This is a genomic window from Pseudoalteromonas sp. P1-11 (assembly GCF_001399995.1).
GTDB lineage: Bacteria > Pseudomonadota > Gammaproteobacteria > Enterobacterales > Alteromonadaceae > Pseudoalteromonas > Pseudoalteromonas atlantica.
In genome coordinates this window covers 106025-125834 of record NZ_LJSP01000005.1, presented here as the reverse complement: position 1 = coordinate 125834, position 19810 = coordinate 106025, and the positions used below count along the sequence as shown (strand labels likewise).

At 38.9% G+C, this 19810-nt stretch carries 17 protein-coding genes; 10 read left to right on the top strand and 7 right to left on the bottom strand.

Annotated features, from left to right (window positions below):
- Positions 1-14: 14 nt before the first annotated feature.
- Complete coding sequence (locus AN390_RS11065; RefSeq protein ID WP_055254564.1) at positions 15-581, bottom strand: TetR/AcrR family transcriptional regulator; 567 nt, start codon at positions 579-581, stop codon at positions 15-17.
- A 91-nt stretch (positions 582-672) separates the two neighbouring features.
- Between AN390_RS11065 and AN390_RS11060 the strand changes: the two genes are divergently transcribed.
- On the top strand, positions 673-1209 hold the full coding sequence (locus tag AN390_RS11060) for a dihydrofolate reductase family protein (RefSeq protein WP_055254562.1): 537 nt from the start codon (positions 673-675) through the stop codon (positions 1207-1209).
- A gap of 448 nt (positions 1210-1657) precedes the next feature.
- On the opposite strand, the gene AN390_RS11055 is transcribed toward AN390_RS11060, so the two are convergent.
- The 3 genes from AN390_RS11055 to AN390_RS11045 all read right to left on the bottom strand — a co-directional run bounded on the left by AN390_RS11055 (position 1658) and on the right by AN390_RS11045 (position 3535).
- Entirely contained in the window at positions 1658-2020 is a 363-nt protein-coding gene (locus AN390_RS11055; protein WP_055254560.1) for an MmcQ/YjbR family DNA-binding protein, read from the bottom strand.
- Positions 2021-2105: 85 nt separating this feature from the next.
- Positions 2106-2489 (bottom strand): hypothetical protein, encoded by a 384-nt coding sequence (locus tag AN390_RS11050; protein ID WP_055254558.1) that lies wholly within the window; start codon positions 2487-2489, stop codon positions 2106-2108.
- 443 nt (positions 2490-2932) lie between these two features.
- Positions 2933-3535, bottom strand: a complete 603-nt coding sequence (locus AN390_RS11045) for a TetR/AcrR family transcriptional regulator (RefSeq protein WP_055254556.1) — start codon at positions 3533-3535, stop codon at positions 2933-2935.
- Positions 3536-3731: 196 nt separating this feature from the next.
- Between AN390_RS11045 and AN390_RS11040 the strand changes: the two genes are divergently transcribed.
- Complete coding sequence (locus tag AN390_RS11040) at positions 3732-4637, top strand: haloalkane dehalogenase (protein WP_055254554.1); 906 nt, start codon at positions 3732-3734, stop codon at positions 4635-4637.
- Between the two features lie 108 nt (positions 4638-4745).
- Positions 4746-5078: an SDR family NAD(P)-dependent oxidoreductase gene (locus AN390_RS11035; RefSeq protein WP_236695093.1), complete on the top strand. Its 333-nt coding sequence runs from the start codon at positions 4746-4748 to the stop codon at positions 5076-5078.
- Positions 5079-5336: 258 nt separating this feature from the next.
- Here AN390_RS11035 and AN390_RS11030 read toward each other — a convergent pair whose 3' ends face one another.
- Together AN390_RS11030 and AN390_RS11025 are read right to left on the bottom strand one after the other, a co-directional pair.
- Positions 5337-6725, bottom strand: coding sequence for a DEAD/DEAH box helicase (locus tag AN390_RS11030; protein ID WP_055254552.1), 1389 nt, complete (start codon positions 6723-6725; stop codon positions 5337-5339).
- Positions 6719-7303: a hypothetical protein gene (locus AN390_RS11025; protein WP_055254550.1), complete on the bottom strand. Its 585-nt coding sequence runs from the start codon at positions 7301-7303 to the stop codon at positions 6719-6721. Before AN390_RS11025 ends, AN390_RS11030 begins: the two co-directional genes overlap by 7 nt.
- 156 nt (positions 7304-7459) lie before the next feature.
- Between AN390_RS11025 and AN390_RS11020 the strand changes: the two genes are divergently transcribed.
- Positions 7460-7714, top strand: a complete 255-nt coding sequence (locus tag AN390_RS11020) for a helix-turn-helix domain-containing protein (protein ID WP_055254548.1) — start codon at positions 7460-7462, stop codon at positions 7712-7714.
- Positions 7715-7789: 75 nt separating this feature from the next.
- On the opposite strand, the gene AN390_RS11015 is transcribed toward AN390_RS11020, so the two are convergent.
- On the bottom strand, positions 7790-9079 hold the full coding sequence (locus AN390_RS11015; RefSeq protein ID WP_055254546.1) for a pentapeptide repeat-containing protein: 1290 nt from the start codon (positions 9077-9079) through the stop codon (positions 7790-7792).
- A 257-nt stretch (positions 9080-9336) separates the two neighbouring features.
- Between AN390_RS11015 and AN390_RS11010 the strand changes: the two genes are divergently transcribed.
- From AN390_RS11010 to AN390_RS10985, 6 genes are all read left to right on the top strand, one after another.
- Positions 9337-10953, top strand: coding sequence for a class I SAM-dependent DNA methyltransferase (locus AN390_RS11010; protein WP_055254544.1), 1617 nt, complete (start codon positions 9337-9339; stop codon positions 10951-10953).
- Complete coding sequence (locus tag AN390_RS19645) at positions 10943-12415, top strand: restriction endonuclease subunit S (RefSeq protein ID WP_095206761.1); 1473 nt, start codon at positions 10943-10945, stop codon at positions 12413-12415. Before AN390_RS11010 ends, AN390_RS19645 begins: the two co-directional genes overlap by 11 nt.
- 51 nt (positions 12416-12466) lie before the next feature.
- Positions 12467-15787: a type I restriction endonuclease subunit R gene (locus AN390_RS11000; protein WP_055254542.1), complete on the top strand. Its 3321-nt coding sequence runs from the start codon at positions 12467-12469 to the stop codon at positions 15785-15787.
- Positions 15788-15852: 65 nt separating this feature from the next.
- Positions 15853-17445, top strand: coding sequence for an AAA family ATPase (locus tag AN390_RS10995; protein WP_095206766.1), 1593 nt, complete (start codon positions 15853-15855; stop codon positions 17443-17445).
- The gene (locus tag AN390_RS10990; protein ID WP_055254540.1) at positions 17442-18485 is read left to right on the top strand and encodes an HNH endonuclease; all 1044 of its coding nucleotides are present in this window, start codon (positions 17442-17444) and stop codon (positions 18483-18485) included. Before AN390_RS10995 ends, AN390_RS10990 begins: the two co-directional genes overlap by 4 nt.
- Positions 18486-18580: 95 nt before the next feature.
- Entirely contained in the window at positions 18581-19810 is a 1230-nt protein-coding gene (locus AN390_RS10985) for a TniQ family protein (protein ID WP_055254538.1), read from the top strand.

Genomic DNA, 19810 nt, shown 5'->3' with positions numbered 1-19810 from the left:
CGGACATATATATTTTAACTAATTCTGTATACCTGCACCCCTTTGAATAAAAAGCCTAGTGAGTTATCGGCATGATCTGGTGTCAACTCACCTGTTGAGTCACATGCTAGTGCCATTGAAAAACCATGAAGATAGTCAACTAATAGATCAAGAAAAGCCTTTTCTTGATCGCTTCTAAGCTTTAATGGGTTAACAATTAAATTAAATCTACTTATAAATACATCAGCAGGACTGTTTGAAGACATTGATAGAAGAGTCTTTAGTAATCCATCATATTTTCGGAGAATTGCTAAATAGCTTTTTGAAAGTTCTTTTAGTTCCTGTTTCCAATCTAATTTTCCGCTAGGTACATATATTTCAGACATTAGTGACTTGGCAACACCCTCCAGTAAAATATTTTTGTTATTAAAATAATAATATAAAGCCATAGGATCGACATTCAATTCTTTTGAAATGGCCCTCATGCTAGGAACTTTCCCAGTGCCAGCCATCATGCACTTGGCTTTACTTACTATTAACTCGGCACTAAGGATGTTTTTTTCTTTGGAGGGGCGACCTCTTCTAGTTTCTGATTGCTTCATATAAAAATCTATATACTTTACTTTGAATTTCTACGGTGTAGAATAATATTACAATATTCTACACCGTAGAATAAAGATAATTGAGGTATTTATGTCAAATATAGTATTTATAGCTACAAGCCTTGATGGTTACATCGCAGGAAAAAATAACGCAATTGATTGGTTAGAGGCTATTCCTAATCCAGATAATATCGATATGGGTTATCAGGCTCATATGGAAAGTATCGATGCTTTGGTTATGGGGCGCAACACGATGGAGTTGGTTGCAAATATGGATATCGAATGGCCTTATAGCAAACCTGTTTTTGTATTAAGCAACTCATTGGAGAACGTGCCAGATAAATTAGATGGAAAAGTATTTTTAGTTAAAGGTGATATTAAGAGTATCAATAACGAATTAAAGGAAGAGGGATACAACAACTTATACATAGACGGTGGCTTGACTGTTCAGAGCTTTCTAAAAGAAGACTTGGTTGATGAGCTTATAATTACAACAATACCAGTATTACTTGGTAGTGGAATCCGACTTTTTGGTGAATTAGATCGTGCATTAGAATTTAGATGTACAAAATCTGAAAGGTATTCAAACGGTATTTGCCAAAATCGTTTTGAGCGTTACTCTGGTTAATATTTGATTGAAAACATGTGTTAATGTAAAGGTCCACAATTGGCACAGAGCTGTCCTTCAGCTCTAACTCACTACTGTCCAATTTTTGCCCCTTTTCGAGTTAGCAAATTGCATATTTTGCAAATTGGTTTTGCCCCATTATGAGTTTGCGCAACAGAATAGTATGTTTTTCATTCAGGAATACGCCCTACAATTACTAATGAGGAGCTTGTAAAACAGCTTTCTGATTGATGTCTTCACATCAAGCTCTTAACCTTACGACTCTCGTGAAATTGCAAGTATAAGCGGGTAAAGTAGATATACCGATCCAGTTTCGTGGTTCGGCTTCTTCTTGAAATACGACCAATGACAGAAGTGTTACACGCATAGTCTAACAGTTGATGTACACACTTAATCCACAAGCAACTTTATCGAGCTATTATGGTTAGATCGCCCAAGTGCATGTTTATCATAGAGGTAAGCCAAGCGTTGCTTGTTTTCGTTTACTTAGTGCAGAGGAGACTATTCGATAGGATTCAGACAGGTAATACTTCAGCTCTTCATCAAGTTTCCCGTCGGTATCGGTTTGCTGGATCCATTTCATCCCTCGACTAGCAAAGTATGGAGCAGGACGGTAGCCATCATGGTTACACAAAAACTCATAATTCAGGTTCGATGCTTTGAATGTGTATGCTGTCGTGCCTCCTTTTAAAGTAAAGCCAATCGCATACACCTTTCCCCCCACCTTCCACACATGTGAGTTTCCCCATTGCATGACATAGGTTGAGGATTTTAAAGCTTCACAAAATTGATTGAATTCATCGTGTTTCATACCCCTGTATTCCTTATCTGATGCTTTTTAAGCTACTTAGCTCACTTTAGCTACATTGGCTTTATAAGTGAAAAAGCGAAAGCTTTTAAGAAGCGGACTTTCCTAAAATCAGAGACATAACTGGAATCCCCGTTATTTTTGAACTTCCGATTATGTAGATTGTGGCAGCGAGCAGATCCATTAATGAAATAGGAATAAATGCCATTGGCGCGATACCAAGCAGAGCGGCATAGCTGACAACGAAGAAGCCAAAAAGTCGAACAAGGCCATTCCAAACAATTATAGGAGCACGCCTAGGTAAGTCTGAGACAGCCCAAAGTAATGCTGCCCCGATACTTATAAAGAACGAAGCGAGCACAAGAGTAACAATGAATGAACTTGGCTTAGGAGAAAGAAGCTCAGGGATCATGATCCCAATCGCGACAGGAAAATTAAAAATGGCGGTAATTTGTACAAATTTCTTAAACATATTCCTACTCAATCATTTGAATGTATCGGTTGACTAGGGCTTATTTTGTAGTGATCAGTAAGTAATGTCAATATTTTTTAGCGATAACTACAGAATAGGTTTCACCCCTTATCCTCGTTGCAAATCAATCACACAGACTGCATGAAGAATTCGCTTATGATCTGTCATTTACCAGAACAACAAAAAAGAGTTTGCCAACTTACAACAAGACTCAAACGGCGATACTCACCATAACAATAAGCGACACAAACTCCTTTACCCTTTCTCTCCCCAATCAAATGAAAGGGTTGTTCGAACTAATTCTGCATCGTTCACTAAAAAATATTTAGTTATAGCTTTGACATTACTTAGTGATCGATACGGAATGTTCACCCTGGCGTGGTTGCAACAGATATGGCGGATATTACTGGTTTAAGTGAAATGGCATCGTCACCACAATAGTATTACTGACCGATGCTCGTCTGTATCGAATTGAGTGCGTAGTCCATGACCGATTCTGCAACTTGCTGTGACTCACCCGCTCGAATCTGAGTAGAAAGCCCATAAAGAACCGATAGCAGGTATTTTGTCTGCAGTTCTGCGGTCTCAGACTCAGTTATTACACCCTCAGACTCGATCAAGGTAGTGATCAAGTTTTGGGTTTTCAATCCAAATTGATTGATGTACACCGTCGCTTCTTCAGGAAAGGCAACGCTGTCAGACTCATTGACGCTTTTTACTAATAAACACCCCAGCGGGGTATCAGCATCTGAAAACACTTGAATCAACTCATAGAAACACGCTCGTAACCTTTCTATGAAAGGCGCGTCTGAAGGCTCTGTGATATGGCGATAACACGGGTCACTATATTGCGTGATGTAATGCACGATCACTTCTTTGAATAGCTTCTCTTTGTTGCCAAAAGCAGCATACAAGCTAGGCGTATTGATCCCAAGCTCTGAGGTTAGATGCGCCACAGATGTGGCTGCATAACCGTTGTTCCAAAATATGCGCATTGCCTTATCGAGTGCGATCTCTCTGTCAAACGCTCTTTTTCTTCCGGCCATTACCGATGGTGCTCCTACCTAAAGTATATTGATCGATAACTATTTTGTAGTATTCACTAAAAAATGTCAATTTCGTTGTTGACTTGCTTTATCGATCGGTACAGAATGCATTCATACAATATGTATCGATCACTACAAAATATTAATGACCGTGCAGACGATTTTATGAATACTAACCAATCTGTAGGAAAAAATAATGACGATTAAAGCATTAAGAACACCAGAAGAACGTTTTTCAGTACTCCCTGCGTTTCCTTATCAACCTAATTATGTTGATGATCTCGGCGGATATGAATCGCTGCGAATGGCGTATATTGATGAAGGTGATAAAGACTCGGAATACACGTTTCTTTGTTTGCACGGTGAACCAACATGGAGTTATCTATATCGTAAAATGATCCCAGTTTTTACTGATGCAGGTCATCGTGTTGTTGCCCCTGATTTATTCGGCTTTGGCCGCTCAGATAAGCCTATTGAAGACTCTGTGTACAACTTTGAGTTCCACAGAAACAGTCTAATTCAATTAATTGAACACTTAGATCTTAAAAATATTGTGTTGGTTTGTCAGGATTGGGGCGGGTGCCTTGGTTTGACGATACCAATGGATATGCAAGATCGTTTCAAAAAACTTATTGTGATGAACACTACTATCTCAAATGGTGAACCGCTGGCCGAAGCCGCAGTACAGTGGATGGCTTTTAATGAAACAATTTCAGAATTACCAGTAGCAGGGATCATAGCATGTGATGCTGGAGCAGCTGTCAATGTGATGGATGCAATTGCGTATGACGCACCATTCCCTGACAAAAACTACAAAGTTGGCGTGAAACGATTCCCACAGATGATCCCAACGAATGCAGATGATGATGCGGTGAAGTATGGACTTCGTGCGATTGAGTTCTGGTCAAATGAATGGAGCGGTGAAAGCTTTATGGCGATAGGAATGAAAGATGCAATCTTAGGTGAGGCCGCCATGAAGCAACTTAAAGCGGTTATCAAAGGTTGTCCTGAGCCAATGAAAATTGAAGAAGCTGGTCACTTTGTTCAAGAGTATGGTGTTGAAATAGCAGAGCAAGCTCTTGCTTCATTTACTATGAGTTAGTTGTACTCATTCAAACCTGACAGTTGTCTATAACTCGACTCGGCATCTGTCAGGTGATATCTGAAAACCAACCTCTATATATTTATACTATCCCCAATGAATAAAGTCTTGATCATAAGCATTTCCTCTGTTGCAGGTAATAAAGTTTCGCCAGCGAGCAGTGTGTATGCAGATACTAAATTTGCCGTTCGTGCAATTAGTCAGGGGCTACGTATGGAGGTGGGTCGTAATATTCGCACAACTGTCATCTCACCTGGACTCATTGATTCTGAACTTAAACATGGCACCTCAGAAGCAACGAGCTCTCAATTTGTGAATGAGGTGTATAACGATGCCATTTCAGCGACGTCTATCGCTAATGCTGTCACTTATGTGATTGAACAGCCTAACGATGTTGATGTTAACGAGATTGTATTGCGCCCTACAGTACAAGAATTTTAACTGGCACTAACAGTATGTGCGGTCGATATGACGTGTGTCGACCATGATCTGTTGTAATGGATGAGTAATTTTGGACACCTGATTAGAGGTTTGCAATACCTTAGGTAATCCATGGGCTGCTAATTTAGAAAAAGTACTGACACAGTTCTGTCCAAAAACGAGTTTACCCGACTGTCGGCTTCTCGCTCATAGCGGCTTGCCAGATGAAACCTAAGCTTAATAATTAAAACTCTCTGAACTGATGTGAATCACTCCAAATTACCCTACTAAAAATGTCTCTATTACCCGCTCTCTAAACCCACCAAAGGCTTGTAAAAAACTTGCTTCTTGAGGTTCAGTTTTCAGCTGATTTGATTCACTTAAGCCCCATGAAAATAATAAATCATCAATTTCCGCAATCGGCTGACTATCGGGCCTAGTGGAGCTTGTCTTTTTATGAGTCTCTGCTCTAAAACATTCATTCGCTATGGCGTTATTTCTTATTAGTACACAAGTGTCAGGTAGCTCTTGGTCAATTCTATTTGCAAAAGTGCTTAGTGTTTCTTCGGCTAGGGTGAATAGCCAAGCTTCTTGGTTGGGGGAACTGTTTACTCTTAATATACGGCCAAGTACCTGCCTAAAATAAAGCTCGGTTTTAACTCTGCTTAAATGGCAGCACACTTGCAGTCTTGGTATGTCAGTACCTTCCGACACCATTCCAACGCTTACAATCCATTGTGTGTTGCTAAAGCGAAAAAGACGGATTCTCTCGCCTGCATCGCTTTCTTTGTAAGTAACTATGGTTGCTGATTGATGGAAAATCTCTATAAGAACTATCACTATCTGCTCTGCATGCTCAACAGAAGAGGCAACAATTAACCCTGCGGCATTGCTATTCTGCTGTCTAATAGTGGCGAGCTTACTTACTCCTTGAGCAACAATATAATTAATTACAGCTTCGTGCTTAATTAGATCTTGGTAAGAAATCGATGGGTCTTTTAGCAAAGACTTTAATGAGTTATAAGTTTTAGTTTCCTGTTTTGCTGTTGTTACCGAAATCTCTTCATTATCAATTAAAACAATTTTGGGGTTACGGCAAACGCCATCATTAACCGCCTGTTGCAGCGAGTAAGTGTAATTACATATTATTTTATTATCAGGGTCGCTATAAGTCGCCAGCGCAATTGGGAGAAGGTCAGAGCGCCAAGGTGTACCTGTCAACGCTAACGTGAAAGCAGCGTGCTGTTGAATGTTTTTAACAATATCTTGCCCCCATACATTAGCATCCTCAATACTTGAACCAGCACAGTGGTGTATTTCATCAAACACCACTAACACACGGTTGTTCTTTAATAACTTCCAATAGTCATCATTAAAAAAGCGCATATTTTGATAAGTATACGAGCAACCAACTGAGCCAATAATACCGTCAAAATTACAGTTTAACCGTTTAGCAAATGTCTTTCTAATACCATTGGCCACCTCACTAGAGGGTGAAAAGCAAATCACAAATTCTATTTGTTTAGTTTCAAATAAATACGCTGCAACTTCTGCCGCCAATACAGTTTTACCGGCCCCAGGTGTAGCTAAACAAAAAAAGTGCTTATGGCTTTGAGAGTAGTGCTTTTTAACTGCCGATAAGCAGGCTGTTTGCCAACCCCTTAGCATGGTTTTTTTTCTTTTATTTTATTACCCAATAACGTCTGCAAAGCGTTTATTTTGCCAAGTAATTTAATCGACTTTTCTTTAGCTTGAGTGTGATGCAGTTGCAACTGTTCTTGCAGCTTAGGATAGCGTGCAGAAAGGCGCTGATACTCTTTAGCTTCTTCAAGTACAGTATTTAAATCAATTTCGTATGTTAATAAATCTTTTTTAAGTTCTTCTTGGTACTCAATAACTTTAACTGTTTCGGTCGAAATATCAGAAGCGCCAATATTTGCAGTATCTATTTGTTTTACTTTGCCTCGCCTTGAAGTAGGAACGATTTCTAAACTTGAAAAAAGCTCTGTTGTTGAATATATAACCTCCTTAGCTCCCTTGTTTAATTTGTTGGTTCGTCTTAAGAGTCCATTTGCAACATTGCGAGTTAATTGACGATATACAAACTTTCGGGTTTCTACTGGATCAGTAAACTCAGATTGTTCACGCAATAAAGCCTCTTTCGCTTGCGTCACAGTGAAATCATTCATCTGCTTGATTACCAAAAGAAAATGTAAAAATACATTCATATTCGCTTTTTTACTCATTGCTAAACCTTACTACTCACCATAAACTTAGGATTACTAAGTATACATGCTCATGTAAAAACTAGACAATCATTTAAATGTGAGAGCTACCAAGATGAAGCAACGGTGCAGGTTAAATCCTTTTTTACAGAGCGTCTTAAAGAGGCTCGAAAGCGAATGAAAATAAGCCAAAAAGAGTTAGGTATTAAAATGGGGATGGATCCAAGTTCAGCCAGTGGCAGAATGAACCATTACGAAACGGGTCGCCATATGCCCGACTTAACTACTTTAAAAAAGCTAGCAACCGAGCTAAATGTTCCCGTAAATTACTTTTTTTGTGAATCAGAGGAAAGCGCAACTTTGGCATGTTTAATCGAAAAGCTTGATGATGAAGGTAAGCGTAAGCTAATTCAACTACTAGAATCACAATAGTATTTTCTAATCTGGTTTAATCAAGGTTATAAAATTTAAAAGTAGCCATATGGGGGCTTCATTCCTATAAGTTTTTTAAATTCTAAAGCGGTTACGCAGACCAAGCCCAACTAAGAATAGAAATAAAAATGACGAGCTGGCGTAAGCATAGCTATAAAGATAAAAGTTCTCAGGTAATTGCTTTTCAAATAGCACTTGCGCACTGTGCCCTCTAGCTTCCTTTGATATCGATAAAAAAGGAGTTATTGTAGCGATAGATAAAGTTGCAGCCGGCTTGTAAGCACTTTTTATCTCAATATCTGACTTTGAAATTACATACGAATTAAAAAGAAGAAAAGATATAACTAGGAGCAGCAGGGGGCGCATTATACTTTGCCCATAGTTACTGGTAACAGAATAAATTATATCCATAACTGACTGTACAATATTGAGCCTACCCCATCTTTTAGCTCTAAGTTCATCCGCATGAAAAGCCAAAGCCATATCATGACTCTTATTTTGTTCTGCAAGCTCTTTAAGTCTACATAGGCGTCCAATATCGAGTGTGTCAGTAACTTTTTTTATTGGAGTAAAAAATACCTTTTTACGGTTTAGGGTGTATATCATAGAGGTTAAGTCAGTATGATGGTTGAGCTTCGTACTTCTCAAATCTGGAACACACTTAAAGTGTCCACTAATATTAAAATCTTTTTCAAATACACTTCCTTTGAAAGACAGAGTTATTACTTTCTTTGCATCAAGTTCATCAAAGTCGAAGGTGTCTGTACAGTTTATATACTCAAAATAAACCTCTTTGCATAAGAATTTAGTATTTTTAAAGTGCGTACCGCCAGCAAAAGTTGAATGATCAAAACCTACAACTTCGTGAAATGTAGTACTTGGGAAGTAAGCCAGCATTTCAAAATGCGAAAAAGTGAATAGTGTATTTCCTTTGAAATTACAATCACTAAAAACTATTGAGTTTTGAAACTCAGCGTTGTAAAAAGACGCAATACAATTGAACGTAATACCATTGAAGGAGGCATTTTGGGAAAATATAGCTTTTGAAAAATCAGCTGTTCCATTAAAAGTACCATTGTCGAATATTGCAGGAATATTAAATTCAGTATTTGAAAAATCAGCTAAATGAGGGAACGTGTAGTTAACGAATGTTAGAGCTGAAATATCACCTTCTGCATTTGCTTTTAATAAAACTTTATTATTGGGAGCGATTTGTAGCAAGTCGGGTATTGCGAATCTCACGCCACTAAAGTCAACACCTATGTCCGGATTGTTCTTTGCCCACACATTCCAAGCATCTTTCCCCTGAAGCCATAGAGCTACACTAGCTTCTTTGCTTAATAAGTTTGGTTTTTTAAATTCCATTTTTAACAATACCCGTTAAAGTAAACCCAGCCTTATGTTTTATCATAAGTAAAAAGCTATTTCATTTTTTAGTGTTTAGCAGAGGCGGAGTTAATCCAAAACACCTTAATAATCCTCTTCGTAATTATCGTTGCCTAGTTAGTGCTTTAAACCTCTTTTTAATACCAATTTATTACTAATTAACACTCAAAAATCCACGATCTTTGCGGTATGATAAGCCAATAATTTATATTGATATTCTTGCAAAGAGAACCCACATGGACGCTGCATCAAAAAAGCCTGCAACTAAAAAAGCCGCAAAAAAAACACAAGTCGGGTTTGAAGAGTCCCTTTGGGATGCCGCTAATAAACTGCGCGGCAGTGTTGAATCAGCCGAATATAAGCACATTGTTTTAAGCTTAATCTTTCTTAAATTTATTAGTGATAAGTTTGAAGGGCGTAAAAAAGCCATTGCCAGCGAATACGGTGATGAGTACATCGACATGGTCGACTTTTACGCGATGGATAACGTGTTTTACCTACCAGAAGATGCACGTTGGTCGTATATTCAAACCAACGCTAAGCAAGGCGATATTGCCGTTAAAATAGATACCGCACTACACGCGGTTGAAAAAAACAATAAATCACTCGCCGGCGCATTGCCCGACAACTATTTTTCTCGCTTAGGGCTTGATGCTAGTAAGCTTTCAGCGCTTATCGACACCATTAATAATATCGACACCATTGCCAATCAAAACGAAAAAACAGAAGAAGACTTAGTTGGCCGTGTGTACGAATACTTTTTAGGTAAATTTGCCGCCTCTGAAGGTAAAGGCGGGGGCGAGTTCTATACGCCTAAGTCAATTGTTACCCTAATAGCCGATATGATAGAGCCATTCGAAGGTAAAATTTACGACCCTTGTTGTGGCTCGGGCGGTATGTTTGTGCAATCGCTTAAATTTATAAATAGCCACAACGGTAATCAAAAAAATGTGTCTATTTATGGGCAAGAGTACACCAACACCACCTATAAACTGGCTAAAATGAACCTTGCCGTACGCGGTATTTCGGGCAATTTAGGCGATGTCGCAGGCGATACCTTTTTTAAAGACCAACACCCCGACCTAAAAGCCGATTACATAATGGCAAACCCACCATTTAACCAAAAACAGTGGCGCGCTGATAACGAACTAGTCGATGATGCCCGTTGGGCCGGTTACCCAACACCACCTACCGGTAATGCCAACTATGCGTGGATCATGCATATGATCTCAAAGCTCAGCGAGCATGGCACCGCTGGCTTTGTACTGGCTAATGGCTCAATGAGTTCTAACACCAGTGGCGAGGGTGATATTCGCCAAAAAATAATCGATAACGATTTAGTCGATTGTATGATAGCCCTACCAGGGCAGCTGTTTTACACCACGCAAATTCCGGTGTGTTTATGGTTTATAAGTAAAGACAAACGCGGTAATAACGAAAAAGGCCTACTAAAGCGCCGCGACCGCCAAGGCGAAACCCTATTTATAGACGCCCGCGAAATGGGCTCTATGGTTAACCGTACTCTAAAAGAGCTAACCAACGACGACATAGCTAAAATAACCGAAACCTACCACCTTTGGCGTGGCGAAGAGCTTGCCACAGCAAGCGTACAAAAAGAGTATGAGGATGTTGCCGGTTACTGTAAGTCAGCCACCCTTGCCGATATAAAAGCGAACGACTATGTACTTACTCCAGGGCGCTATGTAGGCGCTGCTGATATTGCAGACGACGGCATTCCGTTCGAAACTAAAATGAGCGAGCTTAGCCAAACCCTCTATAGCCAAATGAACCAAGCGGAAGAGCTTGATAAAGCGATTCGTAAAAACTTGGAGGCGTTGGGTTATGGGGAGTAATTGGGTTGATTGCGAGCTCGGTGATTTTATTGAGTTGAAGCGTGGTTATGACTTGCCTAAAACCAAGAGAGTTAATGGAGGTGTTCCAGTTGTGTCTTCATCTGGCACTTCAGGTGAACATAACGAAGTAAGAGTTAAAGCTCCGGGTGTAGTTACTGGACGGTATGGCACTATTGGCGAAGTCTTTTATATTGAAGATGATTTTTGGCCTTTAAATACAACGTTGTACGTTAGGGATTTTAAAGGGAATGATCCTTTGTATGTTTATTACTTTTTAAAGACAATAAGGTATTCAGACTATACAGATAAAGGTGCCGTACCTGGAATAAATAGAAACCATATACATAAAGCAAAAGTAAAAGTTCCTGTTAATCCTATACATCAAAGGAGTTTGGCACTTAGATTATTTGATTTAGACAGAAAAATTGAACTTAACCAGAAAACCAACCAAACCTTAGAACAAATGGCGCAAGCGTTATTTAAAAGCTGGTTTGTTGATTTTGATCCTGTGTTCGACAATCTACTTGCCAGCGTTGATTTTAAATTAGAAAATCTAGAAACTAGTCTGCCTGACGAGTTAAAACATAAAGTGCAGCGCCGCTTAGCAGCACTTAATAGTTTAGAAAATGCAGCCGAATGCAAAGCCTCACTCATTGCGCTCGCGCAAGAGTTACAAGCACAGCGACCAAAAAAAGAAGCAACACAATCAGCAGTGCAGGCTGCGGAAACAACCGTTAAAGCAAGCCTTAACACCAACCCTAATATATTGGCGCAACACGCCAACACCCACGCCCACTTCCCCAATGAGTTCGAACACAACGAACAACTAGGCTGGATACCAAAGGGCTGGGAAGATGTTAAAGTTAATGAAATGGTTCGAACCGTTTCGGAAACTTACCCTCTTAAATCAGTAGATAAAGTTATTTTTTTGAATACAGGTGACATTTTGGAAGGCAAATTTCTCCATAGTGAGTTTTCTAACACTGAAGGACTACCTGGACAAGCTAAAAAGTCAATTAAAAAGGGAGATATTTTATACAGTGAAATACGACCTAAAAATAAACGTTTTGCGCTGGTAAATTTCGACGGCTCTGAACATGTTGTTTCTACTAAGTTGATGGTGCTAAGACCTAATGAAGGTTTTGAAGAGTTATTTCCATATTTTGTATTGACCCAAGAACATAACATATCTCTTCTACAACAAGCGGCAGAGTCGCGTTCTGGAACATTCCCTCAAATTACTTTCACCGAATTGGCGATGATTAAAATAGCATTACCAAAAGATAAAAAGTTAATTAATATATTTATAAGTAGCTTCTTAAAAGATCATTTTGCTCAAAAAGATAAACGTGACTTCCAAAATAAAACTCTGACCAAGCTCCGTGACACTTTGCTACCCAAGCTCATCTCTGGCGAATTACAAATACTCGATGTAGCCACTGATGAAAAAATAGTAGATTAATAAACTTAGCTAAGCGTTTAAAGGCCACAAAAACAAGAATAAGGATGTTTGATGAAATTTACTGAAGCCAAATTAGAACAAGCGGTGGTTGAGTTATTAGGCGAGCAAGGCTACCCGCATTTATTAGGTGGTGAGCTCACTCATAGTAATAGCGACGTATTAATTAAAGACGACTTACGTGCTTTTTTAACCAAGCGTTACGCTAAAAATAATATTACAACCGGTGAAGTAGACTCAATTATTGCAAAGCTTGAAAAGCTGCCAGCCAGTGATTTATACGAGAGCAATAAAACCTTTTGTAAGTGGCTAAGTGATGGATTTTTGTTGAGTCGCGAGCGTGGCAGAGTGGCAGGCAGTGCAGCGCAAAAAGATTTGTATATTCAACTACTCGATTACGACAACGTTGAGCAAGGCATTAAAAGTAGCCTAATAGCAGGGAATGCTATGGCAGCTTTGGATAATATGGCTCTCGATAATGTGAATGAAGCAAGCGTTACTTACCTGCAAGACGATAACATTTATCGCTTTGTTACTCAGTTAGAAATAGAAAGCCCCACAAGTTACGATAATATTGAACTGCGTATTCCCGATGGCATTTTATATGTAAATGGCTTGCCATTGGTGGTGTTTGAATTTAAAAGCGCAATACGCGAACAAGCCCCTATTTTTGAAGCGTATGAGCAGTTAACGGTGCGCTACCGCCGCGCTATTCCGCAGTTATTTGTGTTTAATACCCTGTGCGTTATAAGCGATGGCGTAAACAACAAAATGGGTAACTTATTTGCGCCGTACCAGTTTTTTTACTCGTGGGGTAAAGTAACGGGGCAAGAACTCACCGCGCAAGAGGGGATTAACTCGTTACATACCTTATTGCAGGGCCTGTTTGATAAAGCACGCTTGCGCGATGTAATGCGCAATTTTGTGTTCTTCCCCGATTCTGATAATAATAACGCTGGCAAAAAAGAGATAAAAATTGTGCCGCGTTACCCGCAATATTATGCGGCTAATAAACTGTTTGAAAATATAAAACAGCATTTAAAGCCACAAGGCGATGGTAAAGGCGGTACGTACTTTGGCGCAACGGGTTGTGGCAAAAGTTACACCATGCAATTTTTAACACGCTTGTTGATGAAAAGCGTTGAACTTAAAAGCCCCACCATTATTTTAATTACCGACCGAACCGATTTAGACGACCAACTTTCGCAGCAGTTTGGTAATGCTAAAACCTACATTGGTGATGACACGGTAAAAACTGTTACCAGCCGTACTCACTTACGTGAGTTATTAGAGGGCCGTAACAGTGGCGGTGTATTTTTAACGACTATTCATAAATTTACCGAAGACACTCAGTTATTAACCGATCGCACTAACGTTATTTGTATCTCTGATGAGGCGCATCGTAGCCAAGTTAACCTTGACCAAAAAATTACCATTACCGAAAAAGGCGTAAAAAAGACCTTTGGCTTTGCTAAATACCTACACGACTCACTGCCCAATGCCACCTATGTTGGTTTTACGGGCACTCCTGTTGACGCGACTTTAGATGTGTTTGGTGAAGTGGTTGACTCGTACACTATGACCGAATCGGTAAAAGATGAAATAACCGTACGCATTGTGTACGAAGGCCGCGCCGCCAAAGTGTGTTTAAACAACAGCAAGCTGGCAGAAATTGAAACCTATTACAAAGAATGCGCCGATGCAGGCAGTAACGAGCTGCAAATAGAAGACAGTAAAAAAGCCACCGCTAACATGAATAGCATTCTAGGCGACCCTGACCGCATACGTGTATTAGCAAGAGACTTTGTTGAACATTACGAAAAACGCGTTGAGGAAGGCTCTACCATTGCAGGAAAGGCGATGTTTGTGTGTAGCTCGCGCGGCATTGCCTATCAGCTGTATCAAGAGCTAGAAGAACTGCGCCCACAGTGGTTTGATGTAGTCGACACAGACGACGCCCAAAAGCTATCAGAGACCGAGCGAAAGCGCGCCATTAGCGAAGGCCGTATTGCAGCCCCCTCTGAAAAAGTAAAAATGGTGATGACGCGTGGCAAAGACGACGTTGAGCGCTTATATAATTTACTTGGCAGTAAAAACGAACGTAAAGAGCTTGATAAACAATTTAAAAACAAAAACTCAAACTTTAAAATAGCCATAGTGGTAGATATGTGGCTAACCGGTTTTGATGTGCCATTTTTAGATACCATGTACATAGATAAGCCACTGCAAAAGCACAGCTTAATACAAACTATTTCGCGCGTTAATCGCCAGTTTGAAGGTAAAGATAAAGGCCTAGTGGTTGACTACATTGGTATTAAATCTGAAATGAATAAAGCGTTAGCGCAGTATTCAAAAACTGACAAAACCAACTTTGAAGATATTACCGCCTCGGTTATTGAAGTCAAAAACCATTTAGCGCTACTTGCAGAGCTATTTCATAAATTCGACAGCAGCCCGTATTTTACCAGTGAAGCCGTAGCCCAGCTAAACTGCTTAAACCACGCTGCCGAGTTTGCACTAATTACCGAAAAACGCCAAAAGCGTTTTATGGATTTAGTTAAGCGTTTAAAAGCCGCTTACGATGTATGTTGTGGTAGTGAAAAAATTAACGAAAACGAGCGTAACCACATTCACTTTTACCTTGCTATTCGCTCTATTATTTACAAACTAACCAAAGGTGAAGCGCCCGATACCGCGCAAATGAACGCCAAAGTACGTGAAATGATAAGCGAAGCCCTACAAAGCGACGGCGTAGAAGAAGTATTTAAACTCGGTAATGAAGATGGCGGCGAAATTGACATTTTTAATGACGACTACATCGCCAAAATAGAAAAAATAAAACTCCCCAATACCAAAATAAAAATACTGCAACAAATGCTAGCTAAAGCCATTGGTGAACTTAAAAAAGTAAACCAAACCCAAGGTATCGATTTTACTAAACGCTTTGAATCGCTGGTACAGCGCTACAACGAGCGAAAAGAAGATGACGTACTGGTAAGTAGCGTACTTGATGATTTTTCAGAAAGCATGGTTGATATGATTTACAGCGTACGCGACGAAATGAACGCCGGCGATGAGCTAGGCATTGATATTGAAGAAAAGGGCTTTTACGACGCTTTAAAAGCACTCGCAATCAAATACGATTTTGATTACCCCGAAGATAAGCTAATAGAGCTTGCCCAAGCAGTAAAGGTAATTGTAGACGACAAAGTTAAATTTGTAGATTGGAACCACCGCGACGATATTAAATCATCACTTAAAGTAGAGCTAATTTTAATACTCGCTAAATTTAAATACCCACCAATTAGCCGCGATGAAGTGTACAAAGAAATATTTGAGCAAGCGCAAAGTTTTAAAGTAAACCAAGGCTGCTAATATTTTAAATAATATACTGTTGATAATTGCTTTTTGAAAAAACGAAATTAAAAACTGGGAAAAAAATGCCAATTCAATTTAACGTTATACAACGTGGTACACCTAAGCAAGCAGTTACCAATCAAGCTGTTGGTTACTTAGAAAAAGATGACTGGGATGATTATAGCTTTCGGACTTCTTTCGATCTTACTATTTTTGATGCTGAAGGGAGGAGGTTTGATTTAGGGCATGTGAAAATAGGTTACAAGGGGCAAGCTATTCCGGAAGTAAGGTCTGCAATTTACACTGCTAGCTACTTACCGCCTTTTTTCGAAACGTTGGATGATATATTTTCTGTAGGCCAAGATGTTGAATACTATAAAAAACTACTAATTATTGCAGAAGAGCTTCGAATTGAAATTTTAAAAGGCTTGAAAGATGTCGCATTTGATTTAAATATTCTTAATGATGTTTGCGATGAGGAGGTTTTTAAATATTCTTTGAGAAGGGATGAGCCAAACCCAACACTAGAGATAAGAACAAAGTTTCGTGAAATATTAGGTGGTGCATCAGTTAGAACCCCTTTTAATTTTAAATATAAAATCAAAAACGTTGATTTACAGTTTGACACAGAGGTTAATGATTCCCCACCTTCAAATATCCATGTACTAATTGGCCGAAATGGTGCTGGGAAAACCACCTTATTAAATAATATGGCGTGTTGTTATCTAAACAGTAGCTATGAAGGCTATAGAACTATTGGTACTGATTATGGAGGTTTTTATACTAAAGGTATTTTTAATGACATACCTGTAAGTAAGGATTATTTTTTTAGTGTTGTTTTTGTATCGTTTAGTGCTTTTGATTCGTTCGAATACCCTGAAGAATATGTAAATGCATTACAAAACGGAGATGTAGAGGACGATACATTTTCATATATTGGCTTAAAAACAAAGAAGTCCCTTTTTAAAAATTCAGAGCAGACTTTGAAGAATAAAAGCGCTCTTAATGATGAGTTTATCAAGAGTTTGAAAGAATGCTTTAGGTTTGGGCATACCAAAGGTCTCTGGTTAGATGCTATTCTTTTATTACACTCAGATGATAACTTTTCTGAAATGAGTTTGAACCTCTTGCCTGAGTTAGATGACTCTAAACTATTTGAGGAAGCTAGTAAGAAATTTTTGTCTATGAGCTCTGGTCACTCAATCGTTCTACTAACACTTACTAAGCTCATTAATAAAGTTAAAGAAAAGTCACTTGTGTTGATAGATGAACCCGAAGGCCATTTACACCCTCCTTTATTATCTGCTTTTTTACATTCATTATCCGACTTGCTAATTTATCGAAACGGGTTGGCTATTATTGCAACTCACTCTCCTGTTGTTTTACAAGAAGTACCAAAAGATTGTGTTTGGAATATTATAAGGTACGGCGAAAGTATTTCACCCCAAAGGCTTGATATAGAAACATATGGAGAAAATGTAGGCTTATTAACTCGTGAGGTTTTTCAACTAGAAGTAAAAGAGTCTGGGTTTCATAGAAAGCTCAAAGATCTTGTTTCTAAAGGCCACAGCTATGACCAGATCTTAAACCTTCATCATGGTGCATTAGGGCTAGAGGGGCGCTCAACTTTGAAGTCGTTAATTTATAAGCGGGATAACGGAAGCAATAAATTATGAGGTTTTTGGGATTACCTAACGAAAGTACCTTAAAATTTTATAACGCTTGTTCTAGTGGAGTAGGTTCAGCAGATAAAAAAAACAGGTTACGTATTTATAGAGGTCAAGTTATTGGTGCTAGTGATGCTTATGAAGCAAGCTGTAAAACTCACCAAATACATCAAATTATAAGTAGTTATGTAGAAATAAATAAGTTAGCTACTGTTCCATATGTGAGTAAAGAAGAGCTAAACCGATTATATGAGTACCAAATAAAAGAAGGTCGCCCAGGACGTGATATTTATAATAGGCTTTTAGTTACGCCTAATCGGAGGTGCCCGTTTTGTTCTGTTGGCACTGTAAAAAATTTGGATCACTTTATACCTAAAGCCCACTTTCCAATATTTTCAGTTACTACTTCGAATCTTGTGCCATCTTGTCGCGACTGTAACATGGATAAAAATTCTGATTTCTCAACCGATATTAGAAAGCAAACATTGCACCCTTACTTTGATAATGTGTCTGATGTGCAGTGGTTGTATGCAGAGATTGTTGATAACTCTTTTCCTGTAGTAGTTAACTATTTTGTAGATACATCTCTGATAAAATCTTCTGCTTTAGCTTCTAAGGTAGTGGCGCACTTTGAAGAGTACGACCTTGCTAACATATTTATTGATTTAGCGAGCGTGAGAGTTAATGAGATTCATGATAACTGTAAAAAGCGTTTTCAAGAAGGTGGTGCCAACAGCTTAAAAAAATTCTTGGGTGAAGCGAAAAACTCTGAGGAGAAGGTGTTTAAAAACTCATGGTCAGTGGCAATGTATGGCGCACTTTTAAATTCAAGCTGGTTTTGTGAAAAAGCATTTATAAGTATCCACAGAGAAATTAGCTCTACGGACAGCGGAAAGTGTGAGGTGTGTGAAGGGAAAGCAGTATTAGATTGTAAATATTGTAAGCCTTACCATAACAAAGACTGTAGTGTTTGTCAGGGTACCTCTATTATGACATCAAGTAATTGCCCTGCTTGTAAAGGGACAGGGTTATCAGCATCTGGTAATTGAAGAAGCTTGTACTTCTCAGCTTTATAATTATAACTTGTAATTTAAGAGAGATAATTCTATTTTAAACTTAGGATTACTAAGTTTTAAGGTGTTGGATGGCTTTTCTATTTTCTCCCAAGGCTCGGGCATTTTCTGACGAATCGTTGGAAAGTTACTTGTTACGGGTCGTTTCTGAGAATTTTTTTGACTCGTATGAAGGGCTAAGCTTAGCTATTCGCGAAGAGCTGCATGAGCTTGACTTTGAGGCGCATGGCGCATTCCCGATAGATTTAAAAAGACTCAACGTTTACCACGCCAAGCACAATAGCCACTTTAGGATGCGGGCTTTAGGACTACTCGAAACACTACTAGATTTACCTCGATACGAGCTACAAAAACTGGCTTTGCTAAAGTCAGATATTAAATTTAACTCCTCCGCCGCTTTATATAACAATGGCGTAGACATTCCCCTGAGGTTTATTCGTCACCACGCCGAGGGAGCTGTTGATTCAATCCCTGTATGCCCACAATGTCTTGCAGAAGAAGCTTACATAAAACAAAGTTGGCATATAAAGTGGGTAAATGCATGCACTAAACATCAGTGTGCTTTGCTACATAACTGCCCAGAATGCTGCGCTCCAATTAACTATATCGAGAATGAGTCAATTACTCATTGTTCATGCGGTTTTGAGCTGTCTTGCGCTAGTACCTCGCCTGTAAATACGTTAAGTATTGAACATTTAAATAAATTACTGGATAAAGGTGAGCGCAACGATAGTAACCCGCTATTTAACAATATGACTCTTACAGAACGTTTTGCTGTGCTTCTTTGGTATCAGGAGCGGTATTCTCAAACAGATAACTTTTGTTTAAATGATGCTGTGAACTATTTTAGTAAATGGCCAGCAGTTTTTAATACAGAGCTTGATGAACTAAGTAAAAATGCAGAAATGAAGTTAATAGATCTGTTTAATAAAACTGAGTTTAAGTTTATTTTTGGGGATGCTATTTTAGCTTGCCCCAGTACTCAAAAGCAGAGTGAATCTCACTTTATTTATAAGGCTCTATTAGATTATTTAGTTACTTTAGTTGAGAGTAACCCTAAAACTAAAAAGCCCAACGCAGCCGACTTATTAGTAAGTGTATTGGAGGCTGCAACTTTATTAGGTACTTCAGTAGAGCAGGTTTATAGGTTGTACCAAGATGGTATTTTGCAAACGGCATTTCGTCATAAAATGAACCAGAGGATCAACCCTTATAAGGGCGCGTTTTTTTTAAGGCATGTTATAGAGTACAAAACCAGTTTTGGAAATGACAAAGCTAGAATGTATTTGTCGGCATGGTGA